Source organism: Trinickia dinghuensis, from assembly GCF_003367175.1.
Taxonomy (GTDB): domain Bacteria; phylum Pseudomonadota; class Gammaproteobacteria; order Burkholderiales; family Burkholderiaceae; genus Trinickia; species Trinickia dinghuensis.
Map to the genome: position 1 here is coordinate 66,309 of NZ_QRGA01000022.1, position 18,596 is coordinate 84,904.

16 protein-coding genes are annotated in these 18,596 nt (G+C 61.7%); all 16 read right to left on the reverse strand.

What is annotated here, in order from left to right; all coding sequences use genetic code 11:
* Window positions 1-145: 145 nt before the first annotated feature.
* The 16 genes from asd to DWV00_RS30545 all read right to left on the reverse strand — a co-directional run bounded on the left by asd (window position 146) and on the right by DWV00_RS30545 (window position 18,588).
* The gene (asd, locus tag DWV00_RS30475) at window positions 146-1,267 is read right to left on the reverse strand and encodes an aspartate-semialdehyde dehydrogenase (RefSeq protein ID WP_115537335.1); all 1,122 of its coding nucleotides are present in this window, start codon (window positions 1,265-1,267) and stop codon (window positions 146-148) included.
* Window positions 1,268-1,348: 81 nt separating this feature from the next.
* Window positions 1,349-1,495, reverse strand: coding sequence for a hypothetical protein (locus tag DWV00_RS34245; protein ID WP_181885644.1), 147 nt, complete (start codon window positions 1,493-1,495; stop codon window positions 1,349-1,351).
* Window positions 1,496-1,676: 181 nt separating this feature from the next.
* Window positions 1,677-2,744, reverse strand: a complete 1,068-nt coding sequence (gene leuB / locus DWV00_RS30480) for a 3-isopropylmalate dehydrogenase (RefSeq protein ID WP_115537336.1) — start codon at window positions 2,742-2,744, stop codon at window positions 1,677-1,679.
* A gap of 30 nt (window positions 2,745-2,774) precedes the next feature.
* Window positions 2,775-3,425: a 3-isopropylmalate dehydratase small subunit gene (leuD, locus tag DWV00_RS30485; protein ID WP_115537337.1), complete on the reverse strand. Its 651-nt coding sequence runs from the start codon at window positions 3,423-3,425 to the stop codon at window positions 2,775-2,777.
* A 12-nt stretch (window positions 3,426-3,437) separates the two neighbouring features.
* A complete protein-coding gene (gene leuC, locus DWV00_RS30490; RefSeq protein WP_115537338.1) occupies window positions 3,438-4,847 on the reverse strand; it encodes a 3-isopropylmalate dehydratase large subunit in 1,410 nt (469 codons plus the stop codon).
* Window positions 4,848-4,992: 145 nt separating this feature from the next.
* Complete coding sequence (locus tag DWV00_RS30495; RefSeq protein WP_115537339.1) at window positions 4,993-5,727, reverse strand: copper homeostasis protein CutC; 735 nt, start codon at window positions 5,725-5,727, stop codon at window positions 4,993-4,995.
* Entirely contained in the window at window positions 5,724-6,695 is a 972-nt protein-coding gene (locus DWV00_RS30500) for an ROK family protein (protein ID WP_115537340.1), read from the reverse strand. Before DWV00_RS30500 ends, DWV00_RS30495 begins: the two co-directional genes overlap by 4 nt.
* A 51-nt stretch (window positions 6,696-6,746) precedes the next feature.
* Window positions 6,747-8,198, reverse strand: coding sequence for a M81 family metallopeptidase (locus DWV00_RS30505; RefSeq protein WP_220274750.1), 1,452 nt, complete (start codon window positions 8,196-8,198; stop codon window positions 6,747-6,749).
* 36 nt (window positions 8,199-8,234) lie between these two features.
* Window positions 8,235-10,913, reverse strand: coding sequence for an aminopeptidase N (gene pepN / locus DWV00_RS30510; RefSeq protein ID WP_115537341.1), 2,679 nt, complete (start codon window positions 10,911-10,913; stop codon window positions 8,235-8,237).
* Window positions 10,914-11,176: 263 nt separating this feature from the next.
* Window positions 11,177-11,614 carry a cysteine dioxygenase family protein gene (locus DWV00_RS30515; RefSeq protein WP_181885645.1) on the reverse strand — a complete coding sequence of 146 codons (438 nt, stop codon included), beginning with the start codon at window positions 11,612-11,614 and terminating at the stop codon, window positions 11,177-11,179.
* A gap of 124 nt (window positions 11,615-11,738) precedes the next feature.
* The gene (locus DWV00_RS30520; protein ID WP_245965096.1) at window positions 11,739-12,095 is read right to left on the reverse strand and encodes a Fis family transcriptional regulator; all 357 of its coding nucleotides are present in this window, start codon (window positions 12,093-12,095) and stop codon (window positions 11,739-11,741) included.
* 110 nt (window positions 12,096-12,205) lie between these two features.
* Entirely contained in the window at window positions 12,206-13,696 is a 1,491-nt protein-coding gene (tldD, locus tag DWV00_RS30525; protein WP_115537344.1) for a metalloprotease TldD, read from the reverse strand.
* 3 nt (window positions 13,697-13,699) lie between these two features.
* Complete coding sequence (locus DWV00_RS30530) at window positions 13,700-15,043, reverse strand: TldD/PmbA family protein (RefSeq protein ID WP_245965097.1); 1,344 nt, start codon at window positions 15,041-15,043, stop codon at window positions 13,700-13,702.
* 83 nt (window positions 15,044-15,126) lie between these two features.
* Window positions 15,127-16,350, reverse strand: coding sequence for a thioredoxin (gene trxA, locus DWV00_RS30535; protein WP_115537346.1), 1,224 nt, complete (start codon window positions 16,348-16,350; stop codon window positions 15,127-15,129).
* A 46-nt stretch (window positions 16,351-16,396) separates the two neighbouring features.
* Entirely contained in the window at window positions 16,397-18,169 is a 1,773-nt protein-coding gene (locus tag DWV00_RS30540) for an ABC transporter ATP-binding protein/permease (RefSeq protein WP_115537347.1), read from the reverse strand.
* On the reverse strand, window positions 18,166-18,588 hold the full coding sequence (locus DWV00_RS30545; protein WP_115537348.1) for an ExbD/TolR family protein: 423 nt from the start codon (window positions 18,586-18,588) through the stop codon (window positions 18,166-18,168). The genes DWV00_RS30540 and DWV00_RS30545 overlap by 4 nt, the downstream gene beginning before the upstream one ends.
* Window positions 18,589-18,596 lie beyond the last annotated feature (8 nt).

Here is an 18,596-nt window from a genome sequence, read left to right on the forward strand (position 1 = left end):
AAAAAGGCGTCGCGGCAAGGCGACGCCTTTCGGGGTTCCTATGCGTCGTAACCGCATAGTTTACGTGAGGAACCCGGGCAAAACCACTGTGCGGCGTGCCGGACCGGTTCGAACACCGGGACAGCCACGCCGCGCGCACGGCGGTTTAGCGCTCCAACAAGATGCGCAGCATGCGGCGCAGCGGCTCGGCGGCGCCCCACAGGAGCTGATCGCCGACCGTGAACGCCGACAGATACTCGCCGCCCATCGCCAGCTTGCGCAGACGGCCGACCGGCACCGACAGCGTGCCGGTCACGACGGCCGGCGACAAATCGCGCATCGACGCTTCGCGCTCGTTCGGCACGACCTTGACCCAATCGTTGGCCGACGCAAGGATGCCGTTGATTTCGTCGAGCGGCACATCCTTCTTCAATTTGATCGTCAATGCCTGCGAGTGGCAGCGCATCGCGCCGATCCGCACGCAAAGGCCATCGACAGGGATCGAACCGGGCTGGCCCATGGCCGGCTTGCCGAGAATCTTGTTCGTTTCGGCGCCGCCCTTCCACTCTTCCTTCGACATGCCGTTGCCGAGATCCTTGTCGATCCAGGGAATCAGCGAGCCGGCGAGCGGCACACCGAAGTTCTGCGTGGGCATCGCGTCCGAGTTCATCGTCTCGAGCACGCGGCGGTCGATGTCGAGAATGGCCGAGGCCGGATCGGCCAGTTGCTCCGTCACGGCACCATGCAGCGTGCCCATCTGCGACAGCAGCTCGCGCATGTTCTGCGCGCCCGCGCCCGATGCGGCCTGATAGGTCATGGCCGTCATCCAGTCGATGAGGTTATCGCGGAACAAACCGCCGAGCGCCATCAGCATCAGGCTGACCGTGCAGTTGCCGCCGATGAAGTTCTTCGTGCCCTTGACGAGGGCATCCTTGATCACGCCGAGATTGACCGGATCGAGAATGATGACGGCGTCGTCGGTCATCCGCAGCGACGAAGCGGCATCGATCCAGTAGCCGTTCCAGCCCGCGGCGCGCAGCTTCGGGAACACCTCGTTGGTGTAATCGCCGCCTTGGCAGGTGATCACGACGTCGCACTTCTTCAGATCGTCGATGCTCTTGGCGTCTTTGAGCTTCGTCTCGTTCTTGGCAAACGACGGCGCGTTGCCACCCACGTTGCTGGTGGTGAAAAACACCGGCTCGATCAAATCGAAATCGCGCTCTTGCTGCATCCGCTGCATCAAGACGCTGCCGACCATGCCGCGCCAACCTACGAGACCTACGTTCATGACTAACCCTTGGAGTGGACGCTTCCCCGCAACTTTGCCCGGCGTGACCGCGCGGGGAAGACGAGCGGGCACGACGGACGATCAGCTTTTCGTGATCGTTTTGGGGGTAATCGTAATAATGGCGATGGCGCCGGCAATGCCGACGACGCCTGCCATGGCGAACCCGCCCACACGGGCCGTATCGCCGTGCAGGTTGTCAATCGAGGAGATTTGGGACAGTTGCGCCATCGGCACAGTCTACACGAAAATTCCGCGCCGGCGTGCCCGTAGATCACGCCGATTCTGCAAAAAACGCACCACATGGTGCCGTTTTCGAGCGAACGGGGGGAAAATGCCCCCAAAAACCGTTCGCTCGAATGAGTGCCCGATCGATCGGCGCACTCAGACGGCTCGTACGATGCGCGTACGCTTAAAGCGCCGCGAGCACCGCGTCGCCCATTTCGGCCGTGCCAACTTGGCGGCAGCCCGGCGTGGCGATGTCGCCCGTGCGGTAGCCCGCTTCGAGCACCTTCTGCACGGCCTTCTCGATGCGCTCGGCCTGCTCGGCCTTGTTCAGCGAGTAGCGCAGCATCATCGCAGCCGACAGGATCGTCGCGAGCGGATTCGCGATGCCCTTGCCCGCGATGTCCGGCGCCGATCCGTGCGACGGCTCGTAGAGCCCCTTGTTGTTCTTGTCGAGCGAAGCCGACGGCAGCATGCCGATCGAGCCCGTGAGCATCGCGGCCTGGTCCGACAAAATGTCGCCGAACAGATTGCCCGTCACGATGACGTCGAACGATTTCGGGGCCTTCACGAGCTGCATCGCCGCGTTGTCGACGTACATGTGCGAGAGTTCGACGTCCGGGTACTGCTTCGCGACGTCGATCATGACGTCCTTCCACAGCTGCGACGTTTCCAGCACGTTCGCCTTGTCCACCGACGTCAGACGCTTGCCGCGCTTTTGCGCGGCTTGGAACGCGACGTGCGCGATCCGCTGCACTTCGGGCTCCGAGTAACGCATCGTGTCGAAGCCTTCACGCGCGCCCTCGAACGGGCCGTCCGGCGCTTTGCGGTTGCCGCGCGGCGTGCCGAAATACACGTCGCCGTTCAATTCGCGCACGATCAGGATGTCGAGGCCCGAGACGATTTCCGGCTTCAGCGACGAAGCGCCCGTCAATTGCGGATAGCAAATCGCCGGACGGAAGTTCGCGAACAACTGCAGATGCTTGCGCAGACCGAGGATGGCCTGCTCGGGGCGCAGCGCGCGCTCGAGCGAGTCGTACTTCCAGTCGCCCACGGCGCCGAACAGGATCGCGTCGGCCTCTTTGGCGAGGGCGAGCGTCGAATCGGGCAGCGGGTGGCCCTTCGCTTCGTAGCCGGCGCCGCCGACAGGCGCCTCTTCCATCTCGAACTTCTCGTCGAGCGCGTTCAATACCTTGATCGCTTCCTTGACGATTTCCTTGCCGATGCCGTCACCGGGGAGCACTGCGATTTTCATTCGGAGTCCTATCGAGTCGAGTTGTGAGTCTTATCCGACGATGCGGTGACCGAGCCACGGCTGCTTCGCGATCCGTTCCGCTTCGAACGCGCGGATCTTGTCGGCGTGGCGCAGCGTGAGGCCGATGTCGTCGAAACCGTTCAGAAGACAGTACTTGCGGAAACCGTCGACTTCGAACTTGTAGTCGCGGCCGTCCGGCGTGCGAACGACTTGCGCCTCGAGATCGATCGTCAGCTGGTAGCCGTTGAACGCGTAAGTCTCGTTGAACAGATGATCGACTTGCTGCTCCGACAACACGATCGGCAGCACGCCGTTCTTGAAGCAGTTGTTGAAGAAAATATCGGCGAAGCTCGGCGCGATCAGCGCGCGGAAGCCGTATTGCTGCAAGGCCCACGGTGCGTGCTCGCGCGAGCTGCCGCAACCGAAGTTCTTGCGTGCGACCAGCACCGACGCACCTTGATAGCGCGGCTGATTGAGCACGAAGTCGGGGTTCAGCGGACGACGCGAATTGTCCTGCCCCGGCTCGCCGTGATCGAGATAGCGCCACTCGTCGAACAGGTTCGGACCGAACCCGGTGCGCTTGATCGACTTCAGGAATTGCTTCGGGATGATTGCATCGGTATCGACGTTTTCACGGTCGAGGGGGGCAACGAGTCCCGTATGTACGGTGAATTTGTCCATGTTCTCTCTACCTCATCCCAAACGGCGGATATCGACGAAATGGCCTTCGATCGCGGCAGCCGCGGCCATGGCCGGGCTCACGAGGTGCGTGCGTCCGCCCGCGCCCTGACGGCCTTCGAAGTTGCGGTTCGACGTGGACGCGCAGCGCTCGCCCGGATCGAGCCGGTCGGCGTTCATCGCGAGGCACATCGAGCAGCCGGGCTCGCGCCATTCGAAGCCGGCATCGACGAATACCTTGTCGAGCCCTTCGCGCTCGGCTTGCGCCTTCACGAGACCCGAGCCGGGCACCACCATCGCCAGCCGGATGTTCGAGGCCACACGCCGCCCGAGCTTCTTGACGACATAGGCCGCCGCGCGGATGTCTTCGATGCGCGCATTCGTGCACGAGCCGATGAACACCTTGTCGATCTTGATCGATTCGATCGGCAGATTCGGTTCGAGCGCCATGTATTGCAGCGCGCGCTCCATCGCGTTGCGCTTGACGGGATCCTTCTCGCGCTCGGGATCGGGCACGCGGCCGTCGACCGCCGTCACCATTTCAGGGGACGTGCCCCAGGTGACTTGCGGGACGATCTGCGCGGCATCGAGTTCGACGACGCGATCGAAATGCGCACCGGCATCCGACGTGAACGTGCGCCAGTATTCGACGGCGTGATCCCATTCGACGCCTTGCGGCGAATAGGGGCGACCCTTCAAGTATTCGACCGTCGTATCGTCGACGGCCACCATGCCCGCGCGCGCGCCGGCTTCGATGGCCATGTTGCAGACGGTCATGCGGCCTTCCATCGACAGCGCGCGAATGGTCGAGCCGCCGAACTCGATCGCATAGCCGGTGCCGCCGGCGGTGCCGATCTTGCCGATGATGGCGAGCACGATGTCCTTGGCCGTGCAGCCGCGCGGCAGTTGGCCGTCGACCTTCACGAGCATGTTCTTGCTCTTCTTTTGCAGCAGCGTTTGCGTGGCCAGCACGTGCTCGACTTCCGACGTGCCGATGCCGTGGGCGAGCGCGCCGAACGCGCCGTGCGTCGACGTGTGCGAATCGCCGCAGACGATCGTCATGCCGGGCAGCGTCGCGCCTTGCTCCGGCCCAATGATATGAACGATGCCTTGGCGCATGTCGTTCATTTTGAACTGCGTGATGCCGTAGGCGTCGCAGTTCGCGTCGAGCGTATCGACTTGAAGCTTCGATACGGGATCGGCGATGCCGTGGCTGCGGTCCGTCGTCGGCACGTTATGGTCCGACACGGCCAGATTGGCGCTGACGCGCCACAGCGGGCGCTCGTGCATCTTGAGCCCTTCGAAGGCCTGCGGGCTCGTGACTTCGTGCAGCAATTGACGGTCGATGTAGAGCAGCGTCGTACCGTCGTCTTCGGTGTGGACGACGTGCGAGTCCCACAGCTTGTCGTAGAGAGTCTTTGACATGATATGCGCGGTAATCGTGGCAACGGGGGGAGTCCCAGTGCGGTCGATTATGCCACGCACATCGCCGCCGCGGCACCGTCGGATTATAAAAAAGCGATAAAAAACAGTGGGTTGGGTGGTAGTTCCAGTACTAGGTTCGGGGTTGCTAGGGGTGCACTCTCACGCCATCCATTGCCTGTTTCAGCGCCCGCACTTGCTCTTCGGAGGTGTTTCGACTCATATCCGTCGCGAATCCCAGCGCAACGAGCCGCTCGTCGTTTTTGCCCGCGTGGGTTCGGCAAGAAGCGTGGACTTCCGAAACACCTGTCGTCTCGATGAGTTCGGCGACATTGTCTGCGGTCACGCCTGCACCGGGCAAAATCGAAATTCGTCCCGCTGCCTGGCGGCAAAGCGAGCTTATGACGTGCAATCCGCCCAATACGGTAACGCCCCCGCCGGACGTCAAAATACGGTCGATGCCCAGATCGATCGCATCTTCCAAGGCTTGGCCGGGATCGGGCACGAGATCGAATACCCGGTGCAGCGTAACCGACAGTCCATCGGCGTATTCGCATAGGCGGCGAAGCACCTGCAGATCCAACCCGCCGTCAGACCGGGCCGCGCCAACGACCACTCCCGCCAAGCCCGAGGCACGCGCGACTTCGATATCCGTCAACATGACGTCAACTTCGGATCGCGAATAAACGAAGCCGCCTGAACGAGGCCGAATGAGCGCGTGGACCGGAACGGCTTGTTGAGCAGCAAGCTCGATCATGCCTCGGGAGGGCGTCAACCCTCCCAAATCAAGGGCCGAACACAGTTCGATTCTGCCGGCGCCGCCGGCAACAGCGGCCTCGAGGCCGGCTGGGCTATCGACACAAACCTCTAGCAATACGCTCATATCTTGGTCCGCTGTGGATGCCTTGCAATGATAGCGGCCCCAATGAGGCCGCCGTCACGCCGAAGCATGCCAGGAACCACCAACCGCTCGCGCACTTTCCACAGCGTACGCTTGCGCACGGCCGAATCCAGGGCATCGATCAACGGCGCGGCATTCGAAAGACCGCCGCAAATCGGGACGACGGAAGCACCCGTTATATTGACGACAGCCGCGAGCGGTTCGGATACGAGCGCAATATAGGCGGTGACTGTCCGCCGCGCAGGCCGACTACCGTTCTGCCACTCGTCGATGATGACGCGACTGTCTTTCTGCTCGCCATGTAGGAGATCGTTGAGCCGTTCGATTCCACGCGCGCCGCCTATCGTGTCGACACAGCCCATACGGCCGCAGCCGCAGCGCAACGGCGCGATCGGTTGAGCGCTTCCGTCTCCGTCGACATCCACATACGCACTCACCGGCATTCCATGCCCCCACTCGCCCGAGATGCCGCTCGGGCCGCCGGCCAAGCGCCCATCCATCACCAGCCCACCGCCGACGCCGCTCCCCAGCACCGCGCAAAAGACGACATCGTGGCCGACACCGGCACCCTCGACTGCCTCCGCCAACGCGACGCAGGCCGCGTCGTTAGCGATCCGTACCTCGCGGCCAAGGTGTGACGTCAATTCAGGACCGAGTCGCCGCCCAGTGACGGACGGGATATTGGAAGAACAGATCACACCGTCGACAGGTTCGATCGCCCCAGCCATGGAAATAACCATCGGCCAGTCGCTCTCCCGCGCGTGACGCCCGGCGAGCAACTTCAAAGCCTCTACGAATTCTTCCCAGCTTCCTATAGGCGTCGGCACGCTGTCCACCTGGCGCACGCTGCCCGGAGCGTCCGACACGCCGAATCTAATGAACGAGCCGCCAATATCCGCGACGACCACGCGGCCGCTCCTCCTCTGCTCAAAGCCTGTTGTTCCGTTCATCTTCTATCTGTCCCGCTGATCGTGACGGCGTCATACCGAACCAATCGATCGTCATTGCGATCGAGCGGAAACGACCGCTTCGGGAACGAATTCGAAGTCTCGGTCGAAAGGAAACGTGGGGGAGCGCTTTCGCAAACGAGGCAGGCGCTCGACGAATTGATCCACGACGCCAGGCGAGAGCGCCATGAGATTCGGATTGGCGATCGACGCCAATTCCGGCGACAGGTAGCCCGATTTGACTACGACGATTTTGGCGTTGCGAGGATCGAGGCGCAGACGCGCAAAATCGTCGAGATAGTGATAGGGGCGGCGCTTTGCACTGAGCACGACCTGAATGCCGTCGATGGTGACCACGGCTTCCCGCTCAGCGTCGATCTCCGAATCGCATAGATTGCGGACGATACAGCGTGTCGTGACTGGCAGAGTGTCCCTCTTGTCGATCGTTCCACCTATCGAGATCTCCACTTCTGAACCTTCTCCCGCTTCAAAGCACCGTTCCACCGCAATCCGATCGGCAATACCGGCCACGACGACACCCGTCGCATGCTGCCGGATCAATTCGGCCAGTACGTCGACCCGATCTCCGACGCCTCCCGCAGTCGGATTGTCGCCGGAATCGGCGAGCACGACGGGGGCAGTGCGGCTTGCGATCGCGCGCTTGACGCATGCTTCGACAGAACCCGTCTCGCAGCCGAAACGAAAATCATGGCGCGCGTCCCAATAGGCTGTCGCGACGGCCTTGGCCTCGCGCGCGAGAACGTTGCGATCCGTACCGGTGAAGATTGCCGCGGCCGTCGCTCTCGGCTCGTCGGCCCAAACGTAGCCCACCAACAAAGAGGCGTCCCAAACGACCGGATCGTCGTTGATTAGCGGAAGTCGCGAGTAGAGTCCCTTCGCGGGCTCATCCTCGGTAGACGTGCATTCGCCCGGCAGCACCACGGGGATCGGCACCCACAATAGAGTGGGCTTGACGCCTTCCTTCAAACCGCGAACCAGCATCGAGACCGAGCGACGCATGGTTTGCTCGACGTCGATATGCGGTGCGGTGCGATAGGTGGAGAACATATCGAGCGCATCGACGATGCGCTGCGTTACGTTGCCGTGGAGGTCATAGCTCGCGGAAACCAAACATTCATCCCCAACGAGTTCGCGCGCAGCGGCAATCCAATCGCCCTCTGCGTCTTCCATCCCTTCCACGTACATCGCGCCGTGCATCGCCAGGTACAGGCCGTCGAGCTGCGAGCATGCCCGCAGCTCGGCGAGAAAATCCGACTTGATGCGCTCGTAGGTTTCGCGCGCAACCGGCCCGCCAGGAATGGCTCGTGCGTGCACGGTCGGGAGGAAGGTTGCGTCGTAGTCCGCGAGGAAAGAAAAGTAGGGCGACTCGAGCAGATCGTCTCCGCGCAGGACGCGGAAATCACGCTCTTCCGTCAAAACCGGGTTGTAGGTACTGCATTCGATATGAATCCCACCGACGGCGATACGCATTGCGGAATGCTTCATAAGTTAGCGCTCAAGGGTTGGCGCTCAATGACAAACTCACGACGCCAGCGCCTTTTGCACGATCTCGCAAACGTCGCGGGATTTCGCATCGGCATTCACTTGCTCCAGCGCCGCGCGCATTTGCGCGCTCAACGCCGGCGTGAAGCGGCGCCATAGCTCGAGCGTCCTGGCGAGCCGCGCCGCCACCTGCGGGTTGATCGCGTCGAGCGCCAGCACCTGCTCGGCCCAGAATGCGTAGCCGGAGCCGTTCGCCGCATGGAATTGCGCGGGGTTCGCCCCGCAGAAACTGAAGATCAATGCGCGAGCACGATTGGGATTCTTTAGATTGAACGCCGGGTGCTGCATCAGCCCACGCACGACGTCGATGACCGGACGCTCGGCGCGGCCGCGCTGGGTGGCCTGAAGCGCAAACCATTTGTCGATGACGAGCGGATCGTGCTCGAAGCGCGCGTAGAAATCGTCGAGCGGCCGTTTCGCGAAGTCGCCGCCCTTCCCCGCGGCGGCATTCATCAAGGCGGAAAGCGCGCCCATCCGATCCGTCACGTTGTTCGCGATGTCGTATTGCCTCGTTGCAAGGCGCACAGCATCCGCGGGATCGTCAAGTTCCGAAAGGTACATGAGCGCGGAACCCTTCAGCCCACGATGCCCAGCGGCTTCGGGCGTCGCCTCGTAAGCGCCCGGCGTCAGGTGCCGCTCGTAGGCTGCGAGCCACTCTTGCCTGAGCGCCTCGCTCAAGCGCCGGCGCGCGAACCGGCGCGCCGCGTGCGCAGCGGCCGGATCGGATACGGCCATCCGCTCGGCGAGGTAGGTCTCCGTCGGCAACATCAATGCCAACGCGCGGAACGACGGCGAAAGCGATTCGTCGGTCAGCACGCTCCGGAATGCTTCGACCAGCGCGTCGCTCATATCGAACGAACGCCCATCGGCGGCTTGCTCGGCCAGCGTTAACAGTTCGCGCGTCGCAAGACGCTGCCCCGCTTCCCACCGGTTGAACGGATCGCTATCGTGGGCAAGCAGGAACGCAAGCTCGTCGTTGCCGTAGTCATACTCGACGATCGCCGGTGCCGAGAAGTCGCGCAGTAGAGACGGCAGCGGCTTCTCGGGTACGTCGATGAACGTGAAGCACTGCTGCGCCTCGGTCAACTCCAGCACGCGCGTCGTCCCGCCCGCTTCGCGTTCGCCCTCGAGGCGAAGCGGCATATCCGCACCGTCTTGCCCGACAAGACCAATTGAAAATGGAATCAAAAGCGGCCCGCTTTGCGTTGCACGCGCGGCGGGCGACGCATCGCCGTAGTCTTGAGCGAGCGTGACGCGGTAGCGCCGGCCGGCCTCGTCGTATTGCGTCGTCACGCGCACGCGCGGCGTGCCTGCCTGACTGTACCAGCGCTCGAACTGCGAAAGATCGCGTCCGTTCGCATCGGCCATCGCCTGGCGAAAGTCGTCGCAAGTCACGGCCTGGCCGTCATGCCGTTGGAAGTAAAGGTCCATGCCCTTGCGAAAGCCTTCCCGGCCGAACAGCGTCTGATACATCCGAACGACTTCCGCGCCCTTTCGATACACGGTCGCCGTATAAAAATTGTTGATCTCGACGTAGCTTTCAGGACGCACTGGATGCGCCATCGGCCCCGCGTCCTCGCCGAACTGCATTTGACGCAGGACGCACACGTCTTCGATGCGCTTCGTCGCGCGCGCTGCCTCGTTCTCATTCCCGCCCGACATCGCCGCGGAAAACTCCTGATCGCGGAACACGGTCAGGCCTTCCTTGAGGCTCAATTGGAACCAGTCGCGGCAGGTCACTCGGTTGCCGGTCCAGTTGTGGAAATACTCGTGGCCGACGATGGATTCGATGTTGGCGAAGTCGGTATCGGTCGCGGTTTCGGGATTCGCCAGGATGCACTTCGTATTGAAGATGTTCAGCCCTTTGTTCTCCATCGCCCCCATGTTGAAATCGCTCACGGCGACGATCATGAATCGGTCGAGATCGAGTTCGAGGCCGAAACGCTCTTCGTCCCAGTGGATCGAGCGAACCAGGGAATCCATCGCGTGGCCTGTTTTGTCCAGGTCCTGCGGTTTCACCCACACTTGCAGCAGCTTTTCCTTACCGGAGCCCGTCCTGATACGCTCCTCGAGTGCGACGAGCTTGCCGGCGACGAGTGCGAACAGGTAACTCGGCTTCTTGAACGGATCCTCCCATTTCGCGTAGTGCCGGCCGTCGGGCAGATCGCCCTGCTCGATCAGGTTGCCGTTCGAGAGCAGGACCGGACAAGCGTCCTTGTCGGCACGCAGCGTGACGGTGAAGGTGGCCATCACATCGGGGCGATCGAGGAACCACGTGATGCGCCGAAAGCCCTGCGCTTCGCACTGCGTGCAGAAGTTTCCGCCCGACACGTACAGCCCCATCAGCGTTGTGTTGGCAGCCGGGCTGCACGCGCCCGTGATCGTGAGTTCGAACGCGTCCGGTGCATCGTTCACGGTCAGTCCGCCCTCGTGCGCACGGATGGCGGCGCTCGGATGGCCATCGATCGCCGCACTGATGAATTCGAGCTGCTCCCCCACGAGTTCAAGGTTCGACGCGCGGCCGGCAGCCGGATTGCGCCGTACTCGCATCGTGTTGCGGACCACGGTGCGCTCCGGCACGAGGTCGAATTCGAGGGCGACTGTGTCGATCAGGAAGGCGGGCGCCGCGTAGTCGGCGCGCAGAATCGTCGTGGGCATAGAGATATCGAGCAAGGAAGAGAGGCGATCGTACGCGCGCCTCCCTAAAAAGTGTTTCCAAAATAAAACGGGCTTAGGCGGGAAATGGGAAGGGATTTCCTCGTGTGTAGCGGTTCGTGCAATAACCTTCCGTCGCCCCCGGAGTCTATCCGCCGAGCGCCACGTACAGCACGAACTGATTAGCCAGCCTCGCGTAGCGGATACCGGCTAATTGCGCATCGGCGCTCGCTGACATACAGCGGCGCCCCGCCGGCCAGCAGGTACTAGCTTGGCAGAACGCGATTCACATGCGTCATCGTGGCATCCCGACTCACGCCATAGACGTGGAGCGAGACGGCAATATCCTGACGGGCGTTGCCTAATCGATGAATGTCGTGGAGGCCCGGACTCGACACGACGACGTCGCCCGGCATTCGGTCGATGCGATCCCGAACCACGGCCTGCTTGCTCGCGACGTCCCAATGCAAGCGATCCTCATGCAGTGTTCCATCGAGCACGACGTAACCGCACCACGTCCAGTGCGAATGAACGGGACTGAATCCGCCCGGCCTCCAGACCAGCAGCATGACCGAGAACAACCCGTCGTCATCGGAATGCAGGAGATGCCGGCTATATCCGCCTGCGGCGCCATCAGGCAGATCGTCGTCCATGAGGGGATATTTATCGCGAACGCTGCCTAGTGCCGCGGAAAGACCGCTCAAAAGTCTGTCCGTCGGCAGACCTACGAGCGATCGAATCTTGCCCGCGAAATCGGAACACTGAGTCGGAAAGGTTTCAATGATTGTCATACGCTGATTTCGACCTGCGCTTGTCTTTAAGCCTGTGTCAGGCCGCCCTGCAATGCCGTTCCAAACGTTTTGCTATGCCGTCGATCACCTTCACGGGTGCCGCTTCCAATTGAGCATCATGATTCGTCAGCAATCCCGCGAACAGTCGGAACGCTTCGTCGTCGAATCTAAACCGCCCTTCTCGCCCCGATGAAAACGCGCTGTTCGCAGCGTCTTCATAGTGGCCGAGGGAACCGGTGCTCGGCTTCCCGTAGCCGAGTTCACTCAACATCCCCGCGGCGATCGCCACCCTCATCACGCTCTGAAGCGCCATCAAGGATCCGACGCCGGCCCGCAACGCTTCCAGTTGCAGGTGATACTCCAACGACAACACGTCCCGAATCGGCTTTGGCAAGGGCAGCAACTCCGTTTTGACTGCGCGTTGCCGGCGGCTGGATTGAGTGAGACGATGAGCCCAATGTTTCATGTTCCCCTACCGGTGCATCGCGGATTCGACGACGGCGGCTACGCCGTCCCGCCAACCGTCATCTCGTCGACACGCACGGTCGGTTGACCCACGCCCACGGGGACCGATTGCCCTGCCTTCCCGCAAGTCGCTCTTCCGGTGTCGAGTTCGAGATCGTTTCCGACGAGGCTAATGTTCCGGATCGTTTCCGGTCCATTGCCTGTAATCGTCGCGCCTTTGACCGGAGCGGTGATCTTTCCGTTTTCGATCAGGTAGGCTTCCGAGGCTTCAAAGACGAACTGGCCACTCGTGATGTCGACTTGCCCGCCCTCGAGACCGGCGACGTAGATCCCGCTCTTCACCGATTCGATGATTTCCGCCGGCTCCCGATCGCCGTTCAACATGAACGTATTCGTCATTCGCGGCATCGGCAGCACGGCATACCCCTCTCGGCGGCCGTTGCCGGTCGGCTTCATCCCCATCAGCCGCGCGCTCAGCGAATCTTGCATATAGCCGCGCAACACGCCGTTCTCGATCAACACGGTGCGCTGCGTCGGGCACCCTTCATCGTCGATATTCAACGAACCGCGCTTGCCATGCAGTGTTCCATCGTCGACGATGGTGACGTTTTCGGATGCGACCTTTTCGCCGAGGCGTCCGGCGAACGCCGACGTGCCGCGACGAATGCCATCCGCCTCCAGTCCGTGGCCCACTGCCTCGTGCAGCAACACGCCATTCCAGCCAGGGCCGACAACGACAGTCATCTTGCCCGCGGGAGCCGGCCTCGCCTCGAGTTTCACGAGCGCGGCATCCACTCGGCCATCGATGAACGAGCGCAGTTCCTCGTCCGTCCACGTTTGCACGCCGTATCGCCCACCGATCCCGCCACTCGCGCTTTCAAGCCGAGCGCCCAATTTGACTCGAACGCTGATCGAGAGAACCAGAAGCGGGCGCACGTCGCCGGAACTGAGCCCATCGCCGCGCGCAACCCAGATCGTTTCGTAGATGGCGCTCAGCATCGCGTTCACTTCGACCACCCGCGAGTCGCGGGAACGCGCTAGTTGGTCGACCTTTTTCAGGAGCGCGATCTTATCGGCGGCCTCGATCGCTCCTAGCGGATGGCGGGCCTCGTAAAACGAATGCGCGAACGGGGATTGCGCGGCTTGATCAACTGCGGTCTCATGCGACGCCACCGGCACCGCTGCTTCCGAGCCGCGGACCTGCAAGGCAACACGTCGAAGCGAGTCGGCATCGATTCGCTGCGAGCTTGCAAACGTTGCTTCTTCGCCCTTTAGGACACGAAGACCGAAGCCGGAGTCGCAGCGGTACGAGCCCGCACGAACGGATCCGCCCTCCAGCGACCATGACTCGGCGATCGTTTCCTTCAGAAAAATGTCGGCGAAATTCCCGCCCGTACCCAGCGAAAGCGTCAATGCCGAGGCGAGGTGCGCTTCGTCGATCCCATGTTTCTCCAGCAGCCCGACACGAGCCAACGAGCGAACCCCTCCCGTAGCGGGCGGTAACGTACTTAGGTCCAAAACATCACTCATTTTTTAGGCTCCCCCAACCTTCATTGCTTCAATCAACCAGGATCCGGACGTCGATGCCCCCCGGGTGATCGCATCGCTGCCGATGGCCTGCAACCCGCCAAACATCTCCATCAGGTTCGACGCGAGCGTCACACCGGTGACCGGAAACTGGATGGCTCCGTTTTCCACCCAGAATCCCTTCGCCGCGCGCGAGAAATCGCCGGTCAATCGATTCACCCCGCCTCCCACCATCTCCGTCACGACGAGCCCACGGTTCAGCTTTCCGAGCATGCGGCCGAAGTCGTCTTCATCCGACGTTCGTGTGCTGCGCACCTCGAGGTTATGAGGCCCGTAGCCGTTTCCGGTCGGTTGCAAACCCAATCGGCGCGCGGCATAAAGACCCAGGAAGTACCCTTGCAGACGGCCGTCTTGCACCAGCATTCGCCGAGATCCGGGAATGCCGTCGCTGTCGAAACAGCGGCTCCCCATCCCGCGCTTCAGAAATGGGTCTTCGCTCACGTGGATGTGTTCGGGAAACAAGCTCGCGCCAAGGCGATCCTTTAAGAACGAGCCCGTTCGATAAAGCGCATCGCCGGAAGCCGCCGACACCAGTTCGCCGAGCAATCCCAGCGCAGCCGTCGGCTCGAATAGCACGGCGCATTGCTGCGTCGGAATCTGCCGTGCGTCCAGCGCGTCCATCGCTCGCTTGGCCGCGACCCCGCCCACCTCTTCCGCTTTGGCGAGATCGTCGAATGCGCGGGCCGAGTGGCTCCAAAATCCAATCTGTTTTTCATTGGCGCCCGCAGCCACCGGCGCGCATGAGAGGGAATGCACCGACCACGGCGCGCTTGCTGAGAATCCGACCGACGTCGCCAGCAGCGATACGCCCGACACCGTTTGGACGCTCGCGCCGTTCGAGGTTCGAATGGACGAATCATGCTCGAATGCAGCAGCTTCCGTGCGCTGCGCGTAGGACATCATGTCGTCGAGCGTCGCCTCGAACGGGTGATACAGGTCGAGATCGGGGAAGACGTTCGCCAACTGCAGCGGATCCGCGAGCCCAGCGGCGGAATCCGCGGCTGTCACGTTCGTGATATCGAGCGCCGCGCGGACCGCGTTTTCGAGCCCTTCCCTAGATAGATCCGATGAACTCGTCGAAGCCCGCTTGCCGTCCCGATAGACGGTGATCGAAATCTCGGAGGCAAGACGAAAACTCCTTTCCGACGGCACCCGATTTCTGACCATCGCCGTGCGCGATTCGGAATGTGCGACCTCGACGCGCGCACCTTCCGCGCCCGCGGCTCGCGCGAGTTCGAGCGCGAGCGCCGCGGTGTCCCCCAACTCCGACACGACGGTGCGCAATTGCATACCACCAGCCTGCATACATCCGCTCCACTATTTAAGATCGCGCGGCCGGCAAACACGCCCGACCGACCGAGTTCCGATAGATCTCACACGACGTGCGCGGTCAGATCGACCAGCATGTCTCCGATCGCTCGTCCCCGCTCGCCCAAGGCGCGAGTCCCTTCGTGATAGTGCGACCGGAAACGGCTCGCCAGATCGGGATCGATCTCTCCGATCTTCTCCATCATTGCGTCGCCGCGCGGCGGCTCCGTGCCCTGTTCCTCCGCCCGCTTTCCGATTTCCTCGGCCAGTTGCGCGACCCGTGCGTCATCCTCCCGTACCCAGTTGCATGCATCCTGGAGTTGCTTCCAAACGGACAAGCCCACTGCAAAAACGACGCCGCTCAACACGTCCGGATCCTTGGACAACGGCATCGACGCGCTCTGCAACATCGTTGCTAGCCTTGAGCGGTGCTTATCGTCGAGGTTCGACGCAATCTCCGCGCACGCCTTCTTCACCTTCGCCCAGCTCTCATCTTCCGGCGCCGCACCGCTAGCCACGGCGCTATGCAGCGAGACCAGCTCATCACGAACGCCGAGCAGCGACGCATCGCCATCCAGCAGATCGGTGACCATCTGGTTCTTGAGAAGATGGACGAGAAGCTGATCGGGAAGCTTGGACAGATTCGCGCCCACGGGCACGCTCTCCAGCCATCGGGCGACATAGAGCGCGGCTTTGAGATGCGTCCCGCGATAGGTCGACAGCGTCTCGACTATCGATACGACATCGGTCGGGATACCCAGCACTCGAGCGCAGTCGTCGGGGTCCGCCGTATTGGCGACGAAGCGCAATGCACTGCTGATTTGCCCCTCCCACATGCTCTCGTCCGGTGTCGCTTGCTTTCGCGTCAGGTGCGCTTGCAGGCGAGCGGTTTGAGCGGCTTTCACTTGCGGGTCGCCGCCGAATGCGCGCAGCGTAATCGCGACGCGCACCAATTCGGTGGAGGTGCCCAGATGCGCGTCGAGAAAGCTCGCAAGCTGAACCGCCGAGCGATTGCCGACTACTCGCCCGATCTCCTCGCCCCCTTTCAGGAGAATCAAGGTCGGAATACCTTTGACGCTGAATCGGTTCCGCACGGACGCGTGCTCGTCGACGTTGACCTTGACGAAATCGACCTGTCCTTTGAAGTTCTCGCTCACCTTCTCGAGCGTCGGGCCGAGCGCCTTGCAAGGCCCGCACCATTCGGCCCAGAAATCGACCAGCACGGGGCGGCTGTTCGCGATCACGTCCGCGTCGAAGCTCGCTTCGGTCACGCTCCTCAAATTGCTCATGAATTGTCCTTTCAGGCTGAATCTTGGGTTTGTTTGATAACGCGCTTTATGCGGGGAAAGCTCGATGTAACGGGCGCACCGTGCGATCCTCGGCATCGGACGTTTCTCTGGGCGGAAAATCGAGCGTCGTTTGATGGAACGCCGACAATTCCTTTCGATGTGCCACGCTAACGACCGTCGCGTGCGGCAATCGGTCGATCAGCAATTGATAGAGTTCCCGCTCGCTTTCCGTATCGAGCGCCGATGTGCATTCGTCGAGGAATATCGTCGACGGGTTCGCAAGCAACACGCGAGCAAATGCCACCCGCTGCTGCTCGCCGCCGGAAAGCCGGCCGCTCCAGCGATCGGCTTCGTGCATCGATGCAACGTAGGCACCGAGCCCACAGGCGCGCAAGACCTCCGCACATTGACCGTCGGCGTAGGCGGATTCTTCTCGCGGATAAGTAATCGCGGCCTTCAATGTGCCGGGCGGGATGTAGCTGCGCTGCGGAACGAACACCGTACCATCGGCGCTGCGCGTGATCGTCCCTTGCCCATACGGCCATAGTCCTGCCAGCGCCCTGAGCAACGTGCTCTTCCCGCTTCCGGACCTTCCCCGTACGAGGCATCGCGCACCGGGTGCAAGCTTGAAATCCGGTACAAAGGCAATTGCAGTCGAAGCCGCATCGCGGAGAATCAGGTCGCTCGAGGCAACCGATCCCTTCGCCCCGACGGTCGAGACGATGCCTGGCTTCGGCTCGATGTCGTTGACATAGAGGAACTCGCGAAGACGATTCGCCTCGGCGCGCCAGTTGGTAAACCCAAGATAGGCTTGAGGGAAAAACGCAAGCGAGCTGGTCACGGATCCGAATGCCGCGTTCGAACGCATCAATCCGCCTAGCGATAATCCTCCCGACATCAATTGCGGCAAAACGAGAAGCGTAGGGACGACTGAACTGACCTGGCCCACGATATTGGTGAACAGCGCGACACGCGTGTTGACCCAAAGCAGCGCATAGAGATTCGAGACGACATGACGAAAGGCCCCGTCCAACCGGTTGCTTTCGGCCGATCGTCCCTTGAAGAAGGCGATCTGTTCCGCGAATTCTCGAACGCGGACCATCAACACTCGGAAATCGCCCTCCACCCGGTTCTGCTTTGCGTTGAGCGTGATCAGGCGTCGTCCCAGGTAATGGGTCGCTAAAAAAATCACGCCCTGATACAGAAACGCCGCTGCAACCAAATAGCCTCGAACACTATAGACTGCCCCGCCCAAGCTGAGCTTCAGCGCGCCGCCGATAGTCCATAGAATCACGCTGAAGCTCACGATGCTCACGGGAACCTGAAGCACACCCATGCCGAGCAGCAACGTATCCTTGACGAACTGCCTCGCGTCCTCGGCAATACGCTGGTCGACGTTCTCGAGCGACCGGTCTCTCTCGATGCGGTAATAGGTGTTATGCGCCAACCATTGCTCAACCAGCCACGTGGTCAGCCAACGCCGCCAACGAATCTCGACGATCGACTGCAAGATGACCGTCGACATCGTAAAAGCCGCCGCAGCCATCGCGACCATCAGAAACACGAACAACAGGTGAGGAAGCAGCTGAAACTTCCCGCTGCCGATTGCATCGTAGAACGTCCCAGTCCACCGGTTGAGCCAAACCGCGACATAGGTATGGCCCCAGCTGGCACCGAGCACGTAAGCGAGCATCAATAGCGACAGCAACCCCTCCTTCGTTTTCCAGTAGGGAAGGATCAACTTCCAGACAGACGGGAACCTACGTCTCGCGTCCTGATCTTCAGCGCGATCCATCGGGAACGCGTGGTTCACGCTCATTGCTGCCCCTTAGGCGGTTGCATGACGAAATTGATCTTGTTCAACCCGCCGCCCTGAAGATCGGCCAGAATCGTTGCGACCTTGCCGTATTCGACGTGCTGGTCGGCGTCGATGTTGACGGCCGGCGGATCGCTCTGCTTTGCCGCGTCCGCCACATGCTGTTTGAGCGTGGCCTCGTCCACGGTCTCCTTGTTCCACAACACGGTTTTGTCGGCCGTAATCGACAAATCGATGTCCTGAGTTTTCGACTCGGCCGGTTTTGCCGCCGCTTGCGGAAGGTCGACCTTCACCGCCTTGTTGATGACCGGCAAGGTCACGATGAAGATGATCAGCAGCACCAGCATGACGTCGATCAGCGGCGTCATGTTGATGTCGTTCATCACGCCTTCGTCGTTGTTGCCATCCATGAGAATCGACATGGCCTGCT